The 20,096-nt window shown below is 70.7% G+C and carries 21 protein-coding genes and 1 tRNA gene; 4 read left to right on the forward strand and 18 right to left on the reverse strand.

Annotated features, from left to right (window positions below; all coding sequences use genetic code 11):
* Positions 1 to 105 precede the first annotated feature (105 nt).
* The 3 genes from MRBLMI12_RS17955 to MRBLMI12_RS17965 form a co-directional block, all read right to left on the reverse strand.
* Complete coding sequence (locus MRBLMI12_RS17955; protein ID WP_363357601.1) at positions 106 to 663, reverse strand: hypothetical protein; 558 nt, start codon at positions 661 to 663, stop codon at positions 106 to 108.
* A gap of 347 nt (positions 664 to 1,010) precedes the next feature.
* Positions 1,011 to 2,099: a DUF2510 domain-containing protein gene (locus MRBLMI12_RS17960; RefSeq protein WP_363357602.1), complete on the reverse strand. Its 1,089-nt coding sequence runs from the start codon at positions 2,097 to 2,099 to the stop codon at positions 1,011 to 1,013.
* A 520-nt stretch (positions 2,100 to 2,619) separates the two neighbouring features.
* A tRNA-Pro gene (locus tag MRBLMI12_RS17965) sits at positions 2,620 to 2,696 on the reverse strand.
* Positions 2,697 to 2,827: 131 nt separating this feature from the next.
* On the opposite strand from MRBLMI12_RS17965, the gene MRBLMI12_RS17970 reads away from it, so the two are divergent.
* Entirely contained in the window at positions 2,828 to 3,415 is a 588-nt protein-coding gene (locus MRBLMI12_RS17970) for a GNAT family N-acetyltransferase (protein ID WP_363357603.1), read from the forward strand.
* 25 nt (positions 3,416 to 3,440) lie between these two features.
* On the opposite strand, the gene MRBLMI12_RS17975 is transcribed toward MRBLMI12_RS17970, so the two are convergent.
* The gene (locus MRBLMI12_RS17975) at positions 3,441 to 4,619 is read right to left on the reverse strand and encodes a low temperature requirement protein A (protein WP_363357604.1); all 1,179 of its coding nucleotides are present in this window, start codon (positions 4,617 to 4,619) and stop codon (positions 3,441 to 3,443) included.
* Positions 4,620 to 4,656: 37 nt separating this feature from the next.
* Here MRBLMI12_RS17975 and MRBLMI12_RS17980 point away from each other — a divergent pair, with 37 nt between their 5' ends.
* Positions 4,657 to 5,334, forward strand: coding sequence for a lysoplasmalogenase (locus MRBLMI12_RS17980; RefSeq protein WP_363357605.1), 678 nt, complete (start codon positions 4,657 to 4,659; stop codon positions 5,332 to 5,334).
* On the forward strand, positions 5,331 to 5,708 hold the full coding sequence (locus MRBLMI12_RS17985) for an RNA-binding S4 domain-containing protein (RefSeq protein WP_349427848.1): 378 nt from the start codon (positions 5,331 to 5,333) through the stop codon (positions 5,706 to 5,708). The genes MRBLMI12_RS17980 and MRBLMI12_RS17985 overlap by 4 nt, the downstream gene beginning before the upstream one ends.
* Here the strand turns inward: MRBLMI12_RS17985 and MRBLMI12_RS17990 are convergent.
* The 3 genes from MRBLMI12_RS17990 to MRBLMI12_RS18000 form a co-directional block, all read right to left on the reverse strand.
* A complete protein-coding gene (locus MRBLMI12_RS17990; protein ID WP_363357606.1) occupies positions 5,626 to 6,030 on the reverse strand; it encodes a hypothetical protein in 405 nt (134 codons plus the stop codon). The two genes, MRBLMI12_RS17985 and MRBLMI12_RS17990, sit on opposite strands and share 83 nt — an antisense overlap.
* A gap of 110 nt (positions 6,031 to 6,140) precedes the next feature.
* On the reverse strand, positions 6,141 to 7,763 hold the full coding sequence (locus MRBLMI12_RS17995) for a helix-turn-helix transcriptional regulator (RefSeq protein ID WP_363357607.1): 1,623 nt from the start codon (positions 7,761 to 7,763) through the stop codon (positions 6,141 to 6,143).
* A 155-nt stretch (positions 7,764 to 7,918) separates the two neighbouring features.
* Positions 7,919 to 8,821, reverse strand: coding sequence for an NUDIX hydrolase (locus tag MRBLMI12_RS18000; protein WP_363357608.1), 903 nt, complete (start codon positions 8,819 to 8,821; stop codon positions 7,919 to 7,921).
* A 101-nt stretch (positions 8,822 to 8,922) separates the two neighbouring features.
* On the opposite strand from MRBLMI12_RS18000, the gene MRBLMI12_RS18005 reads away from it, so the two are divergent.
* Entirely contained in the window at positions 8,923 to 9,348 is a 426-nt protein-coding gene (locus MRBLMI12_RS18005; protein WP_363357609.1) for a GNAT family N-acetyltransferase, read from the forward strand.
* 52 nt (positions 9,349 to 9,400) lie between these two features.
* Here the strand turns inward: MRBLMI12_RS18005 and der are convergent, their stop codons facing one another.
* From der to MRBLMI12_RS18060, 11 genes are all read right to left on the reverse strand, one after another.
* Positions 9,401 to 10,942, reverse strand: a complete 1,542-nt coding sequence (der, locus tag MRBLMI12_RS18010) for a ribosome biogenesis GTPase Der (RefSeq protein ID WP_363357610.1) — start codon at positions 10,940 to 10,942, stop codon at positions 9,401 to 9,403.
* Position 10,943: 1 nt separating this feature from the next.
* Complete coding sequence (gene cmk / locus MRBLMI12_RS18015) at positions 10,944 to 11,708, reverse strand: (d)CMP kinase (protein ID WP_363357611.1); 765 nt, start codon at positions 11,706 to 11,708, stop codon at positions 10,944 to 10,946.
* Complete coding sequence (locus MRBLMI12_RS18020) at positions 11,701 to 12,843, reverse strand: prephenate dehydrogenase (protein WP_414686229.1); 1,143 nt, start codon at positions 12,841 to 12,843, stop codon at positions 11,701 to 11,703. The genes cmk and MRBLMI12_RS18020 overlap by 8 nt, the downstream gene beginning before the upstream one ends.
* Positions 12,844 to 12,877: 34 nt before the next feature.
* On the reverse strand, positions 12,878 to 13,711 hold the full coding sequence (locus tag MRBLMI12_RS18025; protein WP_363357612.1) for a pseudouridine synthase: 834 nt from the start codon (positions 13,709 to 13,711) through the stop codon (positions 12,878 to 12,880).
* On the reverse strand, positions 13,708 to 14,307 hold the full coding sequence (gene scpB / locus MRBLMI12_RS18030) for an SMC-Scp complex subunit ScpB (protein ID WP_363357613.1): 600 nt from the start codon (positions 14,305 to 14,307) through the stop codon (positions 13,708 to 13,710). Before scpB ends, MRBLMI12_RS18025 begins: the two co-directional genes overlap by 4 nt.
* Positions 14,297 to 15,100: a segregation and condensation protein A gene (locus tag MRBLMI12_RS18035; protein ID WP_349427857.1), complete on the reverse strand. Its 804-nt coding sequence runs from the start codon at positions 15,098 to 15,100 to the stop codon at positions 14,297 to 14,299. The genes scpB and MRBLMI12_RS18035 overlap by 11 nt, the downstream gene beginning before the upstream one ends.
* Complete coding sequence (locus tag MRBLMI12_RS18040; protein WP_349427858.1) at positions 15,084 to 15,974, reverse strand: ParA family protein; 891 nt, start codon at positions 15,972 to 15,974, stop codon at positions 15,084 to 15,086. The genes MRBLMI12_RS18035 and MRBLMI12_RS18040 overlap by 17 nt, the downstream gene beginning before the upstream one ends.
* A gap of 128 nt (positions 15,975 to 16,102) precedes the next feature.
* Positions 16,103 to 16,621 (reverse strand): septum formation family protein, encoded by a 519-nt coding sequence (locus tag MRBLMI12_RS18045; protein ID WP_363357614.1) that lies wholly within the window; start codon positions 16,619 to 16,621, stop codon positions 16,103 to 16,105.
* Between the two features lie 86 nt (positions 16,622 to 16,707).
* Positions 16,708 to 17,658, reverse strand: a complete 951-nt coding sequence (gene xerD, locus MRBLMI12_RS18050; RefSeq protein ID WP_363357615.1) for a site-specific tyrosine recombinase XerD — start codon at positions 17,656 to 17,658, stop codon at positions 16,708 to 16,710.
* A gap of 17 nt (positions 17,659 to 17,675) precedes the next feature.
* Positions 17,676 to 18,293, reverse strand: a complete 618-nt coding sequence (locus tag MRBLMI12_RS18055; protein ID WP_363357653.1) for an NUDIX hydrolase — start codon at positions 18,291 to 18,293, stop codon at positions 17,676 to 17,678.
* Positions 18,294 to 18,309: 16 nt separating this feature from the next.
* Complete coding sequence (locus tag MRBLMI12_RS18060) at positions 18,310 to 20,025, reverse strand: CTP synthase (protein ID WP_363357654.1); 1,716 nt, start codon at positions 20,023 to 20,025, stop codon at positions 18,310 to 18,312.
* Positions 20,026 to 20,096: the final 71 nt, after the last annotated feature.

The raw sequence follows: 20,096 nt of genomic DNA on the forward strand, positions 1-20,096 counted from the left end.
ACGAGGCGGACTGATGTCGCGATTCGACTTGAGGTTCGCCGTTGCTGATGAGACGACCGTCGAGGAGTTCGTCGAGGAGTTCCGCGGGCTCCCGCCGTGGGCGCATCAGGACGCTGGGCCCAACCAGGTGATAGGCCAACCGTCCGCCTCGGTCCTCAGCCGGTCGGTACCCGGGACATGCCAGGGTGGCAGTTCCCCGATCTGATACAAGTCATCGCTTCGCGCCGCGAAGTCGTCCCACAGCCTGCCGACGTCATCAGCAATGGCGCGTACCTGCTCATCGGAGAAGTCCATCTCGACCGGCAATTGATATCGTCCATCCCCCATCCGGGTCACCGTGAAGTGTGCGAGTTGCTTGTTCACGTCGTCCACGATGTCGCGCAGGCGATCGGCCTCCGGCTCACTCGCAACCCAGTCCGCGACGAAGTCGGTCGCGTGAAGGTCACCCTCGAACACTCGACCCTTTCCAGGCCCGAGGAGGAACACCGCCAGGGCTCGAACGTCGATCAGGAACGCCTGCAAGCACGCGTATCGGACGAGCAACGGTTGCGAGACGTCAGCCATGACAGCGGGCCGTGCCGCGATCGTCTCGGCCGTCACGCACAGTTCGGAGACGACCGCGACACGAAGGGCGACGATGCGTTCGAACTCCGTGTTCTCCATCGCACCCGACCGTACAGCGCCTGCCCGTCAGACCCCGGTCTAGCATCTGATGCATGCCTAGGGCGATGCGCGTCGACGGCCAGGTGAACGTCGCCGCGGAACTCGCATTTATACGGGCTGGGTCCGAGCCGTCCTGGGAGCGACCACATCGTGCTGGCGTCGACGGCCAGGTTAACGTCGCCGGACTTATGGTCGCCGTACCAGCGACACCGGCGCAGAGCGTTCGAGGAGCGAGTCGCCGCCTACCGCGGCAGGGGTCTGATCTAGCGGGACCGGCTGAGACCGTTAGGCCCCACGGCGCAGAGAAGGGCGCCACCGGCAGATGGCACCCTTCTAACGGCCTCTGGCTAGAGGTGCGCGAACGCCGTCACCTGCGAGTCCAGCGGGACCTCCCAGAACGACACGTTCCAGGCGGCGGTACCGGCGGCGGGAACCCGGTCGGTGTACGCGTACTCGACGCCCACGATCTGCCCGGCGGCGTTGCGTGCCACCAGGTCGATGCGGACCATGTCCTGGTCCTCGGAGAAGTTCGACGTGACGGTGCCGTTGATGGTCATCCGGTCGTACTCGGAGCCGGTGGTGATCGCACCCATGGTGAACGATCCCGTCTCCGCCTGCGGCGAGTGGGTGGCCGACGACGCGACCGGGCCGCGGACCTCGATGTGGTCGATCACTCCGGCGCCGATGTCCAGGAACCGGCCGACGTACATCGACGTGCCCTGGAGGATGGTGCCGTACGACGAGTCGGTGTCCAGCAGGACCCCGGCGGCGTCGTACGCCTCCACCTCGATCGCCGCGAACGACGTGAACACGTAGTCCGCGTTCGGGTTGGTGACCTCGATCGCGTACCAGCCGTAGCCGGACGAGTCCATGCCCCAGGCCTGCTCGCCCAGGGCGAGGTCCTTGGGAGCGGCGGCCGCGGGCTCCGCGGCCTCCTCGTCGGGATCGGGACGCTGGGAGTCCTGCGAGAACCCGCCGTCGCTGGTGACGGCGGGTTCGACGGCGTCGCTGACCGCACCGGCGGCCAGAGAGATGAACACGACGACGCCGACGATGGTGCCGATGACCGACAGGATGATGGCGGTCAGCCCCTGCCACTTGGGCTTGTCCTTCTGGAATAGGGCGACGATGCCGAGGATGAAGCCGATCGGCAGGAGTACCCAGCCGACGATGAGGGCGCCGGGGATGCAGGCGAAGATGAAGCCGACCGCGGACACCGCGAGGGCCACCAGGCCGAGGATGTTCCGGGGCTTCTTGGGCGCCACGGCGGCCGCGTCGGCGGGCGCGTCGACCGGTGTGGCGACGGCGGCGACCGGTGCGCCCGGCGGCACGGTCGCGCGGGTCTGGTCCGTCCAGGTCGTGCCGTCGTAGTAGCGGTCCGTCCCTGGCGCGTTGACGTCGGGGTACCAACCGGCGGCGTAGGTGGTGTCAGTCATCGGATTGCTCTGGTCCTTCCAGGGAGAAGGCCGCGTCGCCATGACGCGGCCCAGATCTCGAGCAGCCCGGAGAAACTCGACGAGCCAAAGGGCAGCCTAGAACCGCGTCCTACACATAATGCGCGGTATTGGCTCAGCCTGCACTTCAGATTGCCCAATTGGTTGGTGGTCAGGTCCGGGTCCAGGCCGCGACTGTGACATCGACGGCTCCAAAGGGCGCTATGCCGGGCGCAGCCGGGGCCAGGAGCGGAGAGCTAGTCATTGAAGATCGGTGGCCGCTTTACCGACGAGCGCGGGCCTACCTCCGCTCGCTGATCCTCCTGGACGGCCACGGTTGGGGGCAGCCAGTCTGCGCCCGTTGAGCCATAACGCTCACATGAATCATGTGAGCGTTCGGGCTCCGAGGGCGCCCTCAGAGGGACTTATCACGCAATGTGAGCGTAACGCGAAACGCCCCTGAGAGATTCTGTCTCTCAGGGGCGTTTTCCTTGATTTTCCGGGCCTTTTCCGACCCCCGGTTTGGTCGGGATGACAGGATTTGAACCTGCGACCCCTTGACCCCCAGTCAAGTGCGCTACCAAGCTGCGCCACATCCCGATGCCCCCGCTTGCGCGCGGACAACTCCCCCATCCTACCCGCTCTGCGGACACCCCGCGAACCGGCGTGCGCCCGGGCGTGGCATCCGTCCGTCCGTTGCCGGTGTCGGCGGGACGGACTAGCGTCACGGCATGACCACGATCACCATCGAACCGGCCACCGCAGATCGCTTCGACGACGCGCAGCACGCGCTGAGCGGCGGCGGCGACGGGTACGGCTGCCAGTGCCAGTGGTGGATGATGCCGAACAGCGAGTGGCAGAAGACGTCGCGGCCGGAGCGCGAGGGGCGGCTGCGCGACGAGATCGACGCCGGGCCGCCACCGGCACTCATCGCCTACGTCGACGGCGAGGCCGCGGGCTGGGTGCGGGTCGGTCCCCGCACGCGCCAGGTGCGCATCGGCCGCACACGCAATTTCACCGCACACTCCGAAGAGCCGTGGGATGACGACTCGGTGTGGACGGTGAGCTGCTTCGTGGTCCGCAAGGACCACCGCAAGCAGGGCCTCAATGCGCGCCTCCTCGACGCGGCGATCGACTACGCCCGCACCGGCGGAGCACGCGTCATCGAGGCCTACCCACTGGATCCCGGCGCAGGCAAGAAGATCCCGGTCAACGACCTGTACCACGGCGCGCTGTCCACGTTCGAGGATGCCGGCTTCCGCGAGGTCGCCCGACCGCAGCCCCACCTCGCGATCGTCTCCCTCGAACTCGCGAGCTGACGGCGGCTCGCGGCATCCGGCGCGGTCAGCCGGCGGCGACGAGTTCCCGGCGGATGCGATCCACCTCGAGCACGACGACCACCCCGGCGAGAAGAACCGCCGCCACGACGTACTCCGACGACGGCAGCAGGCCGCTCAGCCCGATCAGCACCGCCCCGGTGAGGACGGCCGCGGAGGCCCAGCGCGACAGCGCGCCGCGCAGCAGCACGAGCCACGACGCCGCCACCACGATCGCGATCGGCAGCGTCAGGGCGAGGCCCGCGATCTCGGGCGACACCTCGGTGTGGCCGGTGATCTCGTCGATCTCGACCTCGACACCCGCCGACACGGCGCCCACCGCCGCGAAGATCACGTAATGGAGGTACCCGAACCGGAACCCGGACCGCATGCTGTCGAGCCGGCTCTGCTGCTCGCGGGCGAAGTAGACCCACCAGATGCCGGCCGTCACCACGATCCCCGAGATCGCGAGCGTCACCAGCTCCGACACATACTCGCCCTCGCCGAGCGCATCGAAGATCGCGTTGGCCGATGCCAGCAGGCTCTCGCCGAGCAGCAGCAGCGTGAAGAGCCCGTAGCGCTCGGCGATGTGATGCGGGTGCCAGCGCGTGCGGCCGGCGGACTCGCCCCACACCGGCAGCAGCAGCTCGAGCAATACCAGCACGAAGAAGGTCCAGAACTGCCACTCCGGGTCGAGCAGGTAGATGCGCGCAACCCACAGCACCTGCACCACCGTCACACCGAGAGCCATCCGCAGCGCCGTGCGGCGGGACTGTGGATCGGATGCCGCAGCCCGCAGCCACTGCACCACCATCGCCAGTCGCATGATGACGTAGCCCCATGTCACCACGACGTAGTCGAACTCGACCATCGCGTCGTGCACGCCGGCCGCAAGCACCAGCACGCCGCCCATCTGCACGATCGTCAGCACGCGGTACAGCCAGTCGTCGGTGTCGAACGCGGACGAGAACCACGTGAAGTTCATCCACGCCCACCAGATCGCGAAGAACACCATCAGGTACGAGAGCACGCCCTGACCGACATGATCCTCACTGATGAGGTGATGCAGGTTCTGCGACGCCTGCGACACGGCGACGACGAACACGAGGTCGAACAGCAGCTCGAGCGGCGTCGACGCGCGGTGCGCCGCCCCGGTGTCGCGGGCGGACATGCGAACGAGCCCCATCCGGGCCAGCACATCGGTCATGCGACGATTATGGTTGCCCTGCGCGTCGAGGAGGATCATGCGTCGGCTGTGGATCGGGTTCGTGCCCTACATCGCGGTGTCGATCGTGCATGTGGCGGCGCTCGCGGTCGGTGCGACCGCGGTCGCACCGCCGACCAAGCTCGCACTCATGCCGCTCCTCGCCCTCGCGGTCGTCTGGGGCGCGCGCGGATCCGGCTGGACGCGCGCCCACACCCTGCTCGTGGTCGCGATCGGGCTCTCGTGGCTGGGCGACGGCGCGGGCACGTTCGTGCCGTGGCTGCCGACCGTGCCGATGATGCTGCTCTTCTTCGGACTCGCCCACCTCTGCTACATCTGGCTGTTCTGGCGGATGCTCGCGGTCCGGCGCGTGCCGCCGTGGGCGGCCGTCTACGCCGTCTGGTGGATCGCGCTCCTCGCCGTGCTGTGGCCGCATCTCGGCGGCCTCGCCGTCGCCGTCGCGCTCTACGGGCTCGTGCTGGGCGGCACAGCGGTCGCGGCATCCCGGTGCCACCCGCTCATCGTGTGGGGAGGCGTGTTCTTCCTCACGTCCGACTCGGTGCTCGCGTTCCGGCTGTTCGTGCCCGACGCGATGCCGGACTGGACGAGTCCCCTCGTCATGCTCACGTACTGCCTCGGCCAGGGCCTCATCGCCGCAGGCGTGCTCGTCGGCGCCCGCGCGCGGCGCACGGCGGAGGAACCGGCGGTGACGAGATGACGGATGCCTCGACCGCCGGCAAGGCGGTGCGCGTGGACGCCTGGCTCTGGGCGGTGCGCATCTACAAGACCCGCTCGGCCGCGACCACCGCCTGCCGAGCCGGACACGTGCGCGTCGGCGGCGAGCGCGCGAAGGCGGCGCAGCCGGTGCGGATCGGCGACGAGATCCGCGTGCGCATCGACGGGTTCGACCGGATGCTCGTCGTGAAGCAGCCGATCTCCAAGCGGGTCGGCGCCCCGCTGGTCCCCACCGCGATGGAGGACCGCACCCCGCCACGCGATCCCACGCCGATCATGGCGCAGCGCGACCGCGGCGCGGGGCGCCCGACCAAGCGCGAGCGTCGGGAGATCGATCGCCTTCGGGGACGCGAGTGACCGGCTCGAGACCCTCCGTGACGGCGGGCACCGGCACGCGGCTCGGCGCCTCCCTCCTCGCTGCGACGCGGCGCTGCACGAGGCACAGCACCAGCATGATGGCGCACGAGACGAGGTAGAACGTGTGCAGCGCCCAGATCGGGCCGAGCGGCAGGCTGAACACGTAGAGCGAGTAGACGACGTTCGCGACGTTGATCATCGCGATGCTCGCCAGGCTGTACGACGAGACGTCGCCGGTGCGCAGGGCCTTGCGGAGCATGGGCAGGTTGCTGACCGCGAAGACGACGGTCGATACCGTGCCTGCGATCAGCGGGATGTCCATATCGCCACGGTAGGTGCACGCGCCCGCGCGCCGCGTCGGGCGAAGAGCCCATGTTCGGGAGCTGCCGCGCATGGGTCATTGTGTGTAGACACCCTCCGATGCGCGACCGGTCAGACCAGCCCGTTCTCGTACGCGTAGGCGGTCGCCGCGGCTCGGGTCGAGATGCCGAGCTTGCCGAAGATGTTGGCGAGGTGCCGCGCGACGGTCTTCTCGCTCAGGGACAGCTTTGCGCCGATGCCCCGGTTCGTGAGGCCCGTCGACACGAGCCGCAGCACCTCGAGCTCGCGCGCGGTGAGGGCGCCGGAGCGCCGATCGCCCATCAGCGCCGCGAGGTCGGCGAGGGCGGGTTCCGCGCCGACCTCGAGGAACACCGCGCGGGCCGCCTCGAAGTCCGCTCTCGCCGCCTCGGTCTCGCCGAGCGCGCGACGTGCATGCCCCGCCAGCACCCGGCTACGGGCCGCCTCGTACGGCGCCCCGACCGCGCCCCACGCGTGCGCGGCGGCTCGCGCCGCTTCGAGGGCCTCTGCCGCGCGCCCCTCACCGAGCAGCACCCTCGCGTCCGCCGTGGCGACGGTGGCGTCGAGCATCGGGGTGGCCGTGTCGGGTATCGGTCCGCGAAGCTCCTCCAGCGCGCGACGCGCGGATGCGGCATCGCCCGCCGCCACCTCGATCTCGATGAGCGCGGGCAGGAGGAACCGTCGGGTGACCGGGTCGGCGCCGGCCGCGCTCCGGCGGATCTCCCCCTGCGCCCGCGCCGTGCGTCCGAGCGCGAGGTGGAGAAGCGAGAGGCCGGGCTGCGCCTCCCATCCGGAGTCCGCCGCGCGGCGGTACGACTCCTCGGCGGAGTGGAACGCTCCGCGCAGCCGGGCGAGCTCCCCCAGCTGGTAGGGAGCACCCCAGATCGCCCGGTAGTCGCCCGCCCGGAAGCGCGACAGCGCGAGATCGACGGCCGTCGAAGCCTCGGCCCACGCGCCGCGCACGAGGAGGAGCGCCGCCTCGAGCGCATGACACTGCCCGCTGAAGGCGATCAGCTGCGGCTGCTCGCCGCACCACTGAGCCAGTACGGCGGTCCACGCGTCCGCGCGCTCCAGGTCGAAGGCCAGCAGGGCGTCCGGGACCGAGGCACAGGCGATCACGCCGCTCGGCAGCGGCGGGACATCGCCGGCTGCGACAGCGGCCATCGCCAGGTCCAGGCATGCGAAGCCCTCGGCCGGCGACCCCGCCTCGATCAGCGACTTGCCGAGGCCGAGTCTCGTGAACGCCGCGAGCTCCCGATCGCCCGCGCGCTCGGCGACATCGAGGATCTCCTCGAAGGAGTGGACCGCCTCGGCGGCGTTCCCGCTGCCCAGCTGCCCGACGGCCGGCGCCAGCCGGACGAAGCCCGCCAGCGCGCCGGGCTCGGCCATCGCCCCCGCGATCCGCATCGCGCGCGCGGCCCACATCACGCTGTTGGTGAAGTCGCCCTGCTCGATGAGGTTCAGCGCCAGCCACCCCGCCGAGCGCGCAGCGCCCGCGGTGTCCTGCGCGCCGAGGTGCGCCGAGTAGGCCCGCGACAGCGCGTCGACGGATACACGCGGCTCACCGCGGAGCAGCGCCGCCGTCGCGAGCATCTCGAGATCGGATGCCCCGAGCCCGACGCGCGCATCGACACGTGCGAGCAGCTCGAGCGCGTCCGCCCAGCGCCGGTCCGCCGCCGCGGTTCGGCCGGCGTCCAGGTCGCTGGAGATGATCATGTCGCTCCCCCGTCGGTCGCGTCCCGGCCACGGGTCGGCGCCGGCGCCCGTCGAATCCTGCGCGAAACGTACCGCCGCCGAGACGCGGCCCGCAAGGCGCGGGCCGCGCCGCAGACCTTCCGCCCCGCGCGGGCGGCGATTCCGACAGGTCTGTATCAGGCGTCGATCAGGTCGAGCAGCCAGCGGGCACCGCGGACGGCGGCTCCGGCATCCGTCGCCCTCCCGGCCAGGCCGCGGTCGCTCGTGACGACCGTCACGACACGTCCGCGCGCCACCGCCTGCTCGGCGGCCACGACGATCGCGTCGTCACCGGACGCCGCGGCCCGCACCACCTCGACGCCGTCGGCGTCTGCCACGGACCGCGCCTGCCCCTCGACGACGGCGGTCCATTCGGGGTACCAGGTGTGCTCGGGCAGGTCGAGAGCGGATGCCGGCACCCCACGCCCGGCGAGACCCGCGATCCGCGAGATCAGGCGGGCGGCGGCGCCCGCGCGGTCGTTCCACCAGCCGTCGGGCACCGAGCCCATGACGTTGGCGACGTCCACGATCACGGCGGGCCGCACATCGAGCAGACCGCGCAGCGCCTCCCACGACGCGGCGAAGCCGGGGTGGAGCGGATAGCCGATGACGTCGCCCACCGGCACCCACGCCAGCTCGTGGCTCTCGGGGTCGCTGATGACCGGCTCGAAGGGCCGGACGACGTCGCCGACGACAGTGGTGTAGCTCCAGTAGCCGAGATCGAGAACGCTCAGCAGGCGCGGCTGCACGGCGGCGTCGGGGACGCCTGCCTCCTCTGCGGCCTCGCGGAGGGCTCCATCGCACGCCGACTCGCCCTCGTGGCGCGCTCCTCCCGGGAGCGCCCAGGTGTCGCCGAAGTGGCTCCACGAGACCCTGTGCTGCAGCAGCACCCCTCGCTCGGCATCCACCGCGAGCAGTCCAGCGGCGCCGAAGCGGCCCCAGTACCGCTCCCCCGTGGGTGCGACCACCCACGCGTCACCCGGGTCGCGCGGCCCGTGAGGGCGCCGGGGCTCGCCGGGGGCGGAGGGCTCGATCGTCACTGTGCCGGCCTTTCGTTCACCGTCAGCCTGTCATACCACCGAGCCACCGGCCGGTGACCGGACCGCCGGTCGTCACGCGAGGACTCGCCAGAATGGACGCCATGGACTACGACCTCGACGACGACCCCGCCCGCATCCAGCACGATGTCGTGTGGGCCTGGCTGTCGACGGAGGCCTACTGGGGACGCTGGCGCACGCGCGCCGACGTCGAGACCCAGATCGGCAACGACTGGCGCGTCGTCGGCGCGTACCGCGCTGACACCGGCGAGCAGGTCGGGTTCGCTCGCGCGGTATCGGACGGCGTCGGCTTCGCCTACCTCGCCGACGTGTTCGTGCTCGACGCGCATCGCGGCCACGGGCTCGGCAAGCGGCTGCTGCACCTCATGATCGACGACGGGCCCGGTCGCGACCTGCGGTGGACGCTCTTCACCGGCGACGCGCACGGCCTGTACCGGCAGTTCGGCTTCGCCGAGCCCGACGAGACCGCCATGGTGCGACCGGCATTCGCCCACCGCACCGGCGGGTGACCGATGCCGCGACCCGCGGCATCCGCCCTCCCCGCGGTTGCGGCGGCGGGCGTCAGCGCTGGCGGCGTTCGCGCACCCGCATGTTGATGACGATCGGGGTGCCCTCGAAGCCGTACAGCTCCCGGAGGCGGCGCTGGATGAACCGACGATAGCCCGGGTCGAGGAAGCCCGTGGTGAACAGCACGAAGGTCGGCGGGCGCGTGGACGCCTGGGTGCCGAACAGGATGCGCGGCTGCTTGCCGCCCCGCAGCGGGTGCGGGTGCTCGGCGATGAGCTCCGACAGGAAGGCGTTGAACTTGCCGGTCGGGATGCGCTGGTCCCACGACTCGAGCGCGGTCTCGAGCGCCGGCACGAGCTTGTCGAGGTGGCGTCCGGTGCGCGCCGAGATGTTCACGCGGGGCGCCCAGGCGACGTGGGCGAGGTCCTGCTCGATCTCGCGCTCGAGGTAGCGGCGGCGGTCCTGCCCGTCCATGTCGTCGTCGTTCAGGCGGTCCCACTTGTTGAAGGCGAGCACGAGTGCGCGCCCGGACTCCAGCACCAGGTCGATGATGCGCACGTCCTGCTCGCTGAGCGGCTGCGTGACGTCGAGCACCACGACGGCGACCTCCGCCTTCTCCAGCGCGGCCGACGTGCGCAGCGACGCGTAGAAGTCCGCGCCCTGCTGCAGGTGCACGCGGCGACGGATGCCGGCGGTGTCGACGAAACGCCACAGCTTGCCGCCGACCTCGACGATCTCATCGACGGGGTCGCGGGTGGTGCCCGCGAGCTCGTTGACGACGACGCGCTCCTCGCCCGCGGCCTTGTTGAGGAGGGAGGACTTGCCGACGTTCGGGCGTCCGAGGATCGCGACGCGTCGCGGGCCGCCGATCTCGTGCTTGGCGACCGCCGACACGTCGGGCAGCACCTTGACGACCTCGTCGAGCAGGTCGGCGACGCCACGGCCGTGGATCGCCGAGACCGGGTACGGCTCACCGAGGCCGAGGTTCCACAGGGCCGCGGCCTCGGGCTCCTGACGGGCATCGTCGATCTTGTTGGCGACGAGGAAGACGGGCTTGCCGGCCTTGCGCAGCAGGCGCACGACGTGCTCGTCGGTGGAGGTGGCGCCCACCATCGCGTCGACGACGAACATCACGACGTCCGAAAGGTCGATCGCGACCTCGGCCTGCAGCGCGACGGAGCGGTCGATGCCCTTGGCGTCGGGCTCCCACCCGCCGGTGTCGACGATCGTGAACCGGCGATCCATCCACTCCGCCTTGTACGTGACGCGGTCGCGCGTGACGCCGGGGGTGTCCTCCACGACGGCCTCGCGGCGGCCGAGGATGCGGTTCACCAGGGCGGACTTGCCGACGTTGGGCCGGCCGACGATGGCGACGACGGGCAGTGCCGGGAGGAACTCGATGCCGTCCTCGCCGCGCACCAGCCCAGCGAGCAGCTCGGCGTCCTCCGGGTCGAGGTCGTACTCCTCGAGGCCGGCGCGCAGGGCGGCGGCACGCTGTTCGGCGAGGTCGTCGTCCAGCGCGGCGAGGTTCTCCGCGAGGTGGTCGTCGGCGGTGTCTTCGAACTCGTCGAAGTCGGCGGGGTTGTCGGCGGCCATCTCAGGCTCCTGTCTGCAGTGGGTCGACCGCGGGGGCGCCCTGGATCATCGGGGCCGGCTCTGCGGCCCGGATCACGCCGAGCACGGCATCCACGGTCTGGTCGAAATCGAGGTGGGTCGAGTCGACGACGTCGACGCCGGGTGCGGCGGTGAGGAAGTCGACGACGGCCGAGTCGGAGGCATCGCGCCGGTGGAGTGCGGCGGCGACGGCCGCGGCATCCTGCGTCGTCACCTCGGCGCTCCGACGGGCCGCGCGCACCTCCGGTGCCGCGGTGAGGAGGATGCGCACGGGGGCGTCGGGCGCGACGACCGTCGTGATGTCGCGGCCTTCGACGACGACACCGGGACGCCCGGAGGCCGCGACCAGCGCGCGGAACATCCGGTTCACGGACTCGCGCACGGCGGGGACGCGGGCGACGCCGCTCACGGCATCCGACACGCGGGGCTCGCGGATCGCCTCGGTCACGTCGGCCGCGCCGACACGCACCCAGTACGCATCGGGATCCAGCGAGATCGCGTAGTCGAAATCGCCGGTGACGTCGAGGATGGATGCCGCATCCGACGTGTCGACGCCGCGCTCGAGGGCGTGCCACGCCAGTGCGCGGTAGGCGGCGCCGGTGTCGAGGTACCCGTAGCCGAGACGGCGGGCGACCTGCTTCGAGACGCTCGACTTGCCGCTGCCGGCCGGCCCGTCGATGGCGACGACGACGACGCCGGCTGCGCCGGCGCTGCCGTCGATCGCGGCGGAGGTCGAGGGGTCAGTCATTGGTGGTGCTCGCAATCTTCCAGCCGCGCGACTCGAGGCCGTCGACGGCCCGGCGCACGGCGCTCGGGACGACGCTGATCTCGGCGAGGCCGAACTGGGCGCCCGGCGAGTGCTCGAGGCGCAGGTCTTCCACGTTCACGCCGAGCTCGCCGAGCTCGCCGAACAGGCGGCCGAGCTGGCCGGGGGTGTCGTCGACCATGACGACGACCTGCTCGAAGCGGCGGTTCTGGCCGTGCTTGCCGGGCAGGCGCTCGACGCCGTCGTTGCCGCGGCGGATCGTGTCGGCGACGGCGCGGCGCGAGCCGGGGGCGTCGGGCGCGCGCAGCGCGTCGGCGACGGCGGTCAGGTCGGTCGCCAGCAGGTCGAGCACGTCGACGACGGGCGCCGCGTTGGCCCCGAGGATCTGCACCCACAGTTCGGGGGCGGATGCCGCGATGCGGGTCGTGTCGCGCACGCCCTGTCCCGCGAGGCGCAGCGACCCGTCGGGCGCGTCGACGAAGCGACCGGCCAGGAGGCTGGCGACCAACTGCGGCACGTGCGAGACGAGCGCGACCGCACGGTCGTGGTCCTCGGGACTCATCTCGAGCGGCGTCGCGCCGAGATCGAGCGCCAGACCCTCCACGAGGGCGAGGTCGGCGGACGGCGTCTCCTCGTCGCGGCAGACGACCCAGGGCCGCCCGACGAAGATGTCGGCGCGCGCCGAGATCGCTCCCCCGCGCTCGCGCCCGGCCAGCGGGTGAGAGCCGATGTAATGCGTGAGGTCGACGCCGCGTTCGCGGAGCGTGCGGAGAGGCTCGAGCTTGACGCTCGCGACATCCGTCACGACGGCGCCCGGGTAGCGGGCGAGCTCGCGCTGGATGACGTCGGCGGTGACGTCCGGCGGCACGGCGACGACGACGAGGGACGGCTGGTCGGAGTCTGCGGCATGCCGGCCGGCCCCGTAGTCGACGGCCAGGCGCAGCTGCGACGGCGAGGTGTCGTCGAGGGCGACGTCGACGCCCCGGGCGGTCAGCGCGTGGCCGATGCTGGCGCCGAGAAGGCCTGCGCCGACGATCCGCACCGTGCCCTGCACCCGCGGAGCGAGCGCGGACTCTCCGGCGCGCTCGCGCGCCGAGGTCGGCCTCGTGTCGGTCACTTGCGTCTCCTGTTCGCCCCGCAGGGAGGGATCTTCACTCCGCGGACTGATCGCCGTCGCGGGGATCGGGCGCGTCCTCCGCCGGCGTGGAAGAAGTCGCACTGCGCGCGAGAGTCAGCAGAGCGCCCCGCTCCACTTTAGTCAACTCGCGGGCGCGCCCGGCTGGCAGGGTTCCCAGGTGGAGCGGCCCGAACTGCCGCCGCACGAGCTCGACGACCGGATGCCCGACCGCCGCCATCATGCGGCGCACGATCCGGTTGCGCCCCGAATGGAGCGTGAGCTCCACGAGCGACCCGCCGCCTTCAGCCGAGGACGACAGCAGCCGGGCCTTGTCGGCGGCGATCGGGCCGTCCTCGAGCTCGACGCCGCGGACGAGCCTCTGGATGGTCTGCGGCGTCACCCGTCCGTCCACCTTGGCGATGTACACCTTGGTGACGCCGAACGAGGGGTGGGCCAGCACGTGCGCCAGTTCGCCGTCGTTCGTGAGGACGAGCAGTCCGCTGGTCTCGGCATCCAATCGGCCCACGTTGTAGAGCCGCTCGTCCCAGTCCTTCGTGAAACGGCGGAGGTCCGGGCGACCACGGTCGTCCTTCATAGAGCTCACGACGCCGGTGGGCTTGTTGAGCATGACGTAGCGCTTGGACTGGTCGAGCTGCACGGCGGTGCCGTCGACGTCGACCAGGTCGTTCTCGGGGTCGATGCGCGAGCCGAGCTCGGTGACGACCTCGCCGTTGACGCGGACGCGGCCCGCGACGATGAGGTCCTCGGCGACCCGCCGCGATGCGACCCCGGCGTTCGCCAGCACCTTCTGCAGGCGCACGCCCTCGGTGGACTCCGCGCCCGGTCCCTGTGCTGCTCCGCCGGTCATCGACGTATCCCTTCGTCCAGGCTGTCGCCGACCTCGTCTGCGCCGTCCAGCAGCGGTGAGATGTGCGGCAGCTCGTCCAGTGAGTTGATGCCGAGATGCACGAGGAGCGCGTCGGTCGTGCCGTAGTTGATGGCGCCGGTCTCGGCATCCGCGAAGAGCTCGGTGATGAGCCCGCGCGCCAGCAGCGTCCGCACGACCGAGTCCACGTTCACCGCGCGGATCGACGCGACCTGGCTGCGGGTCACCGGCTGCTTGTAGGCGATCACGGCGAGCGTCTCGAGCGCCGCCTGCGACAGCCGCGACGGCGCCTGGCCGCCGACGAACTCGCTGACGAGGTCGTCGAGCTCCTCGCGGACGTACAGGCGCCAGCCGCCGCCGACCTCGCGCAGCTCGAAGCCGCGCACCGGCCCGCCCGATTTGCCGTCGTAGTCGTCGACGAGCGCCTCGATCGCCTGCCGCACCGCGGGCACGGGGGCGCCGACCGCTGCCGCGAGGCTCACCAGGCTCTGCGGCTCCTCGACGATCAGCAGGATCGCCTCGAGCCGCCGCGCGACGTCGGTCGTGATCAGGGAATTCGGCGCAGCGTCATCGGTCATAGTCGGCTCCCAGGGTGGCGAGGTTCTCGTCGCTCCAGCGCTGCGCGCTCCAGCGGAGGGTCAGCTCGCCGAGCGGCTCGAGCTGTTCGAAGGACAGGGCGGCGTGGCGGTACAGCTCCAGCACCGACAGGAATCGCGCCACGACGACACCCGGCTGGCCGACCCCCGCGATGAGCTCGCGGAACGTCAGGGATCCGGCATCCCGCAGCAGCGTCACCACGATCGCGGCCTGCTCACGGATGCTGACCAGCGGCGCATGCAGGTGGTCGAACCCGATGCGCGGGATCTCTTTCGGAGTCATCGCCAGCAGCGCGAGGGCCGCGAAATCGTCGGGGCTCAGCGACCAGACCAGCTCCGGCACCGCCTGCCGGTACTTCTCGTCGAGCCGCACCGACCGCGTGTGGCGTACGCCCTCGCGCCGGAGGCAGCGCTCGAACCACGCCGAGACCTCCTTGAACGCGCGGTACTGCAGGAGGCGCGCGAACAGCAGGTCGCGCGCCTCGAGCAGGGCGACGGACTCGGCGTCCACCAGCTCCCCCTGGGGCAGGAGCCCGGCGACCTTCATGTCGAGGAGCGTCGCGGCGACGACGAGGAACTCGGACGCCTCATCAAGGTCCTCATCTGGACCCAGATCTCGCAGGTAGGCGATGAAGTCGTTCGTCACGAGCGAGAGCGACACCTCGGTGATGTCGAGCTCGTGCTTCGAGATCAGCGTCAGCAGCAGGTCGAACGGTCCGTCGAAGTTCGCCAGCGCGACGCGGAACCCAGAGTCCTGATCAGGCGACAGCGCCACGGGCGACCAGCTCTCGCGCCAGCCGCAGGTAGGCCTGCGCGGCAGCGTGCTCCGGCGCGAATTCGGTGATCGGCATGCCTGACACCGAGGCATCCGGGAACTTGACGGTACGGCCGATGACCGTCTCGAGGACGTCGTCGCCGAACGCGTCGACCACGCGCTCGAGCACCTCGCGCGAGTGCAGCGTGCGCGAGTCGTACATCGTCGCGAGCACGCCGTCGAGGGCGATCGTCGGGTTGAGGCGGTCCCGAACCTTGTCGATCGTCTCGATCAGCATCGCGACGCCGCGCAGGGCGAAGAACTCGCACTCGAGCGGGATCACCACGCCGTGGCTGGCGGTCAGCGCGTTGACGGTCAGCAGGCCCAGCGACGGCTGGCAGTCGATGAGCACGACGTCGTAGTCGGCGGACACCTTGCGCAGCGCGCGCGACAGCGTCTGCTCGCGCGCGACCTCGTTGACGAGGTGGACCTCGGCGGCCGACAGGTCGATGTTGGCCGGGATGACGTCGAGGTTCTCGACCCGCGAGTGGACGACGACGTCGTACGGGTCGCGCTTGCCGTCGAGAAGCAGGTCGTAGATCGTCGGGATCTCGTGCGTCTGGATGCCGAGACCGGCCGACAGTGCACCCTGCGGGTCGAAGTCGACCGCGAGCACCTTGCGACCGTAGCCGGCGAGCGCGGCGGCGAGGTTGATGGTGGTCGTCGTCTTGCCGACGCCGCCCTTCTGGTTGCAGAGGGCGATGATGCGAGCAGGGCCGTGGCCGTCGAGCTTCGGCGGAGTGGGGAAGCCCTGGTAGGGACGCCCGGTAGGCCCGATGGGAACCTCGGACTCCGAGGCCTTCCCCGATCTGGTCTTCGCCGTGCTGTCAGCCACCGTGCTCCCGCTTCCTCGTGCTCGCTCGATCCTAGTGGCCCCTCGCCGAATCCTTCAGCAAAGCGCCGCGGCAGCGGGAGATGCGTGCGTCGCCGCGCCCGCGCAGAGCGCGAGCGCCGTGACGTCGATCAGCGCGCGGCGCCGGCGAGGGTGCCGGTCAGCTGGGCGCCGGCCGGATCCCACGCGATGCACAGCACCTCGCGGTCGCCGCTCTCCCACGACCCGGTGGTCGGGTACATCGGCCAGTAGTCGAGCGTGGACGACTCGTACGCCAGGCCGATGAACGTCGCGAACTCCGCGATGCAGGTGGTGTCGGCATCCGTGATGATCGCGTCCTCGCCCGGGTAGTCGCCGTCGGCCAGCGAGTACGAGTAGTACACCTCGTCGTCGTGCGGCTCGTCGCACGGAACGACGGGCACGTCGCTCACCTCTTCGGTCGTGTCCATGTTCGCGGTGTTGAGGCAGTCGCCGACGCGGATGGCGAACACGTCCGCATTGTCGACCGCCTCGCTCACCTCGCCGGTCTCGGCGTCGCGGACCGGCTGCGACGAGGGCAGGAGCTGGTCGACGATCGAGCAGCCGCTGAGCGAGACCGCCGCCGCCACGACGACGGCAGCCAGCGAGATGCGAGCACGTGTGTTGTTCATTCGATTCCCCGGAGATCGGTGGTCCGCCCGGGTGGCGGATCCCCGATCGCACAGTCTGGCGGAGTTTCGAACTCCATGAGAAATCGTTAACGTGCCCGCGGATGCGACGTGGCGTAGACGTCGCGCAGCGCGTCGACCGACACGTAGGTGTAGATCTGCGTCGTCGCCACGGAGGCATGACCGAGGAGCTCCTGCACGACACGGACGTCGGCACCGCCCTGCAGCAGGTGGGTGGCGAACGAATGCCGCAGGGTGTGCGGCGAGACGTGCGCGGTGAGGTGCGCGCGCTCGGCAGCGGACTGGATGATCAGCCACGCGCTCTGGCGCGACAGCGGAGCTCCCCGCGCTCCGAGGAACAGCTTCGGCGTCGCGCGTCCGCGCAGCGACAGCTCGGGGCGGGCGCGTGTGAGATAGGCATCGACGGCCGCGCGCGCGTACGAGCCGACCGGGACGATCCGCTCCTTCGAGCCCTTGCCGCGCACGCGCAGCACGTCTCCGTGCGCGACGTCGTCGACGTCGAGCTGCACGATCTCCGACACCCGCGCCCCCGTCGCGTACAGCAGCTCCAGGAGGGCGCGATCCCGCGTCGCGAGCAGATCCCCCGGCGCCCCGCCCGCGGCGCCCGCCACGTCGGCCTCGGTCGACGGCGCCGGGCCCGAGGCATCCAGCAGCGACTCGACCTGCTCGATGGTGAGCGCCTTCGGAAGCCGTCGCGCCTGCTTCGGCGGACGCAGGTTCATCGACGGATCGGCCGGCTCGATGCCCTCCCGCGCGAGGAAGCGGTGCAGCCCCCGCACCGACGACTGCAGGCGCGCCAGCGACGATGCCGCGATCGGGGGCTGCCCGGCCGCTCTGTCGGCGACGAAGCTGGCGAGCGTCACCGAGGTGACCGCGGCCGTGTCGTCGATGCCCTGCTCGCGCAGCCACTGCGCATAGCCTGAGAGATCGCGCCGGTATGCCGCGACGGTGTTCTCCGACAGGCCGCGCTCGATGGCGACATGGCGCAGGTAGGCGTCGACCGCGCGATCGATCCTCATGTCAGGCCGTCTTCACTTCACGCGCCCGGGTCCTCCTTCGCGCCGCGAAGCCGCTCCGCGGCGGCCAGGACGCCGACGGCGAGGATGCCGTTGCGCAGCCGTCCGGCGAAGATGCCGGCCACGGCGTCGGCGAGCGGCACCCACTCGAGGCGGATGTCGGCCTCCTCGTCCTCGCGGGCGTGCACGTCGTCGGCGGGCGCCAGGTCGCGGGCGAGGAACAGGTGGACGATCTCGTCGTTCCCGCCGGGGGTCGTGAAGATGCTCACCAGCGGCTCCCACGACGAGGCGACCAGGTCTGCCTCCTCCGCGAGCTCGCGACGTGCGGTCTCGAGGGGCGACTCCCCCGCGATGTCGAGCAGCCCCGCCGGGATCTCCCAATCGCGCAGGCGGATCGGATGCCGGTACTGCTGGATCAGCAGCACCCGGCCGTCCTCGTCGACGGCGACGACGGCGGCCGCCCCCGGATGGTCGACGTACTGGCGCACGATCTGCCCGTCGCCGTACGCGACGGTGTCGCTGCGCACGTCCCACACGCGGCCCTCGTAGACCAGCTCGCTCTCGAGGACCGCGGCGTCGACGGGCTCGTCCGCGAGAAGCGCCGCCGTGGGCGTCGCGGGAGCGCCGGGTTGCGGCATCCGCTCGTCCGTCACGTCACCGCCCCGCGAGCTCATCGAACGGCTCCACCTCGAACAGCTCGCTCGCGCGATGACGCTCGAGTGCCGCGCCCACCAGTCCGCGGAACAGCGGGTTGGCGTCGGTGGGACGCGAGCGCAGCTCGGGGTGCGCCTGCGTCGCGATGTAGTACGGGTGGACGTCGCGCGGCAGCTCGACGTACTCGACGAGGTCGAGGTCGGGGTTGATGCCCGAGAACACCAGCCCGGCCTCGGCGATGCGGTCGCGGTAGCGGTTGTTGACCTCGTAGCGGTGGCGGTGGCGCTCGGAGGCGCGGGTCGTGCCGTACACCTCGGCCGCGATGGAGCCCTCGGTGAGGTCGGCCGGGTACAGGCCGAGGCGCATCGTGCCGCCGAGGTCGCCGTGGTCGAGGATGTCGACCTGCTCCTCCATCGTCGCGATCACCGGGTGCTCGGTGTCGGGGTCGAACTCGCTCGACGACGCGTCGGCGATGCCGGCGACGTGACGCGCGTACTCGATGACGATGCACTGCAGGCCGAGGCAGATGCCGAGCGTCGGGATGCCCTGCTCGCGCGCGAACTTGAGTGCGCCGATCTTGCCCTCGATGCCGCGGATGCCGAACCCGCCCGGGATCACGATGCCGTCGAGCGGCGCGAGCGCCTTGGCCGCCCCCTCCGGCGACTCGCACTCGTCGGACGGGATCCAGCGGATGTTGACGTGCGTCTCCTGCGCGAACCCGCCCGCCTTGAGCGCCTCGGTCACCGAGAGGTAGGCGTCCGGCAGATCGATGTACTTGCCGACCAGGCCGATCGTGACCTCGTGCTTCGGGTTGTGCACGGCGCTCAGCACACGCTGCCAGCGCGACCAGTCCACGTCGGCGGCCTTCGAGAGGCCGAGCGTGCGGACGATGTACTCGTCGAGGCCCTGCTCGTTCAGCATCGACGGGATGTCGTAGATGCTCGGCACGTCGACCGCGTTCACGACGGCGCCCTCGTCGACGTCGCACATCAGCGCGATCTTGCGCTTGTTGGACTCCGTGACCGGGCGGTCACTGCGCAGCACGAGCGCGTCGGGCTGGATGCCGATCGAGCGCAGCGCCGCGACCGAGTGCTGGGTGGGCTTGGTCTTCTGCTCACCGGACGCGCCCATGAACGGCACGAGCGACACGTGCACGAAGAAGACGTTGCTGCGACCGAGCTCATGACGGATCTGGCGAGCCGACTCGATGAACGGCTGCGACTCGATGTCGCCGACGGTGCCGCCGATCTCGGTGATGATGACGTCGGGCTTGGGCGTCGCGTCGGCCTGCAGCCGCATGCGGCGCTTGATCTCGTCGGTGATGTGCGGGATCACCTGCACGGTGTCGCCGAGGTACTCGCCGCGGCGCTCCTTCGCGATCACCTGCGAGTAGATCTGGCCCGTCGTGACGTTCGCCGCCTGGCTCAGCTCGATGTCGAGGAAGCGCTCGTAGTGGCCGATGTCGAGATCGGTCTCGGCGCCGTCGTCGGTCACGAAGACCTCGCCGTGCTGGAACGGGTTCATCGTGCCCGGATCCACGTTCAGGTACGGGTCGAGCTTCTGCATCACGACGTGCAGGCCGCGCGCCGTGAGGAGGTTCCCGAGGCTCGCGGCGGTGAGGCCCTTGCCCAAAGAGGAAACGACACCACCCGTCACGAAGATGTGCTTGGTGGTGTCGTTCGAACTGTCGCCGCGGGAAGAACCAGAAGTCTGCATCACGGGCTTTTATCCTATCAGGCTGTATTTCGATGAGCTTCGCAGAAGCTGGGGACACGCGGAGCAGGCGA

The organism is Microbacterium sp. LMI12-1-1.1 (genome assembly GCF_040676455.1).
Classification (GTDB): Bacteria; Actinomycetota; Actinomycetes; order Actinomycetales; family Microbacteriaceae; genus Microbacterium.

Bases quoted from the DNA above. Each gene is read 5' to 3' on its own strand.
- MRBLMI12_RS17955 (WP_363357601.1), bottom strand. From the start codon at position 663: ATGGAGAACACGGAGTTCGAACGCATCGTCGCCCTTCGTGTCGCGGTC.
- MRBLMI12_RS17960 (WP_363357602.1), bottom strand. From the start codon at position 2,099: ATGACTGACACCACCTACGCCGCCGGTTGGTACCCCGACGTCAACGCG.
- MRBLMI12_RS17970 (WP_363357603.1), top strand. From the start codon at position 2,828: ATGACCACGATCACCATCGAACCGGCCACCGCAGATCGCTTCGACGAC.
- MRBLMI12_RS17975 (WP_363357604.1), bottom strand. From the start codon at position 4,619: ATGACCGATGTGCTGGCCCGGATGGGGCTCGTTCGCATGTCCGCCCGC.
- MRBLMI12_RS17980 (WP_363357605.1), top strand. From the start codon at position 4,657: ATGCGTCGGCTGTGGATCGGGTTCGTGCCCTACATCGCGGTGTCGATC.
- MRBLMI12_RS17985 (WP_349427848.1), top strand. From the start codon at position 5,331: ATGACGGATGCCTCGACCGCCGGCAAGGCGGTGCGCGTGGACGCCTGG.
- MRBLMI12_RS17990 (WP_363357606.1), bottom strand. From the start codon at position 6,030: ATGGACATCCCGCTGATCGCAGGCACGGTATCGACCGTCGTCTTCGCG.
- MRBLMI12_RS17995 (WP_363357607.1), bottom strand. From the start codon at position 7,763: ATGATCATCTCCAGCGACCTGGACGCCGGCCGAACCGCGGCGGCGGAC.
- MRBLMI12_RS18005 (WP_363357609.1), top strand. From the start codon at position 8,923: ATGGACTACGACCTCGACGACGACCCCGCCCGCATCCAGCACGATGTC.
- der (WP_363357610.1), bottom strand. From the start codon at position 10,942: ATGGCCGCCGACAACCCCGCCGACTTCGACGAGTTCGAAGACACCGCC.
- cmk (WP_363357611.1), bottom strand. From the start codon at position 11,708: ATGACTGACCCCTCGACCTCCGCCGCGATCGACGGCAGCGCCGGCGCA.
- MRBLMI12_RS18025 (WP_363357612.1), bottom strand. From the start codon at position 13,711: ATGACCGGCGGAGCAGCACAGGGACCGGGCGCGGAGTCCACCGAGGGC.
- scpB (WP_363357613.1), bottom strand. From the start codon at position 14,307: ATGACCGATGACGCTGCGCCGAATTCCCTGATCACGACCGACGTCGCG.
- MRBLMI12_RS18045 (WP_363357614.1), bottom strand. From the start codon at position 16,621: ATGAACAACACACGTGCTCGCATCTCGCTGGCTGCCGTCGTCGTGGCG.
- xerD (WP_363357615.1), bottom strand. From the start codon at position 17,658: ATGAGGATCGATCGCGCGGTCGACGCCTACCTGCGCCATGTCGCCATC.
- MRBLMI12_RS18055 (WP_363357653.1), bottom strand. From the start codon at position 18,293: ATGCCGCAACCCGGCGCTCCCGCGACGCCCACGGCGGCGCTTCTCGCG.
- MRBLMI12_RS18060 (WP_363357654.1), bottom strand. From the start codon at position 20,025: ATGCAGACTTCTGGTTCTTCCCGCGGCGACAGTTCGAACGACACCACC.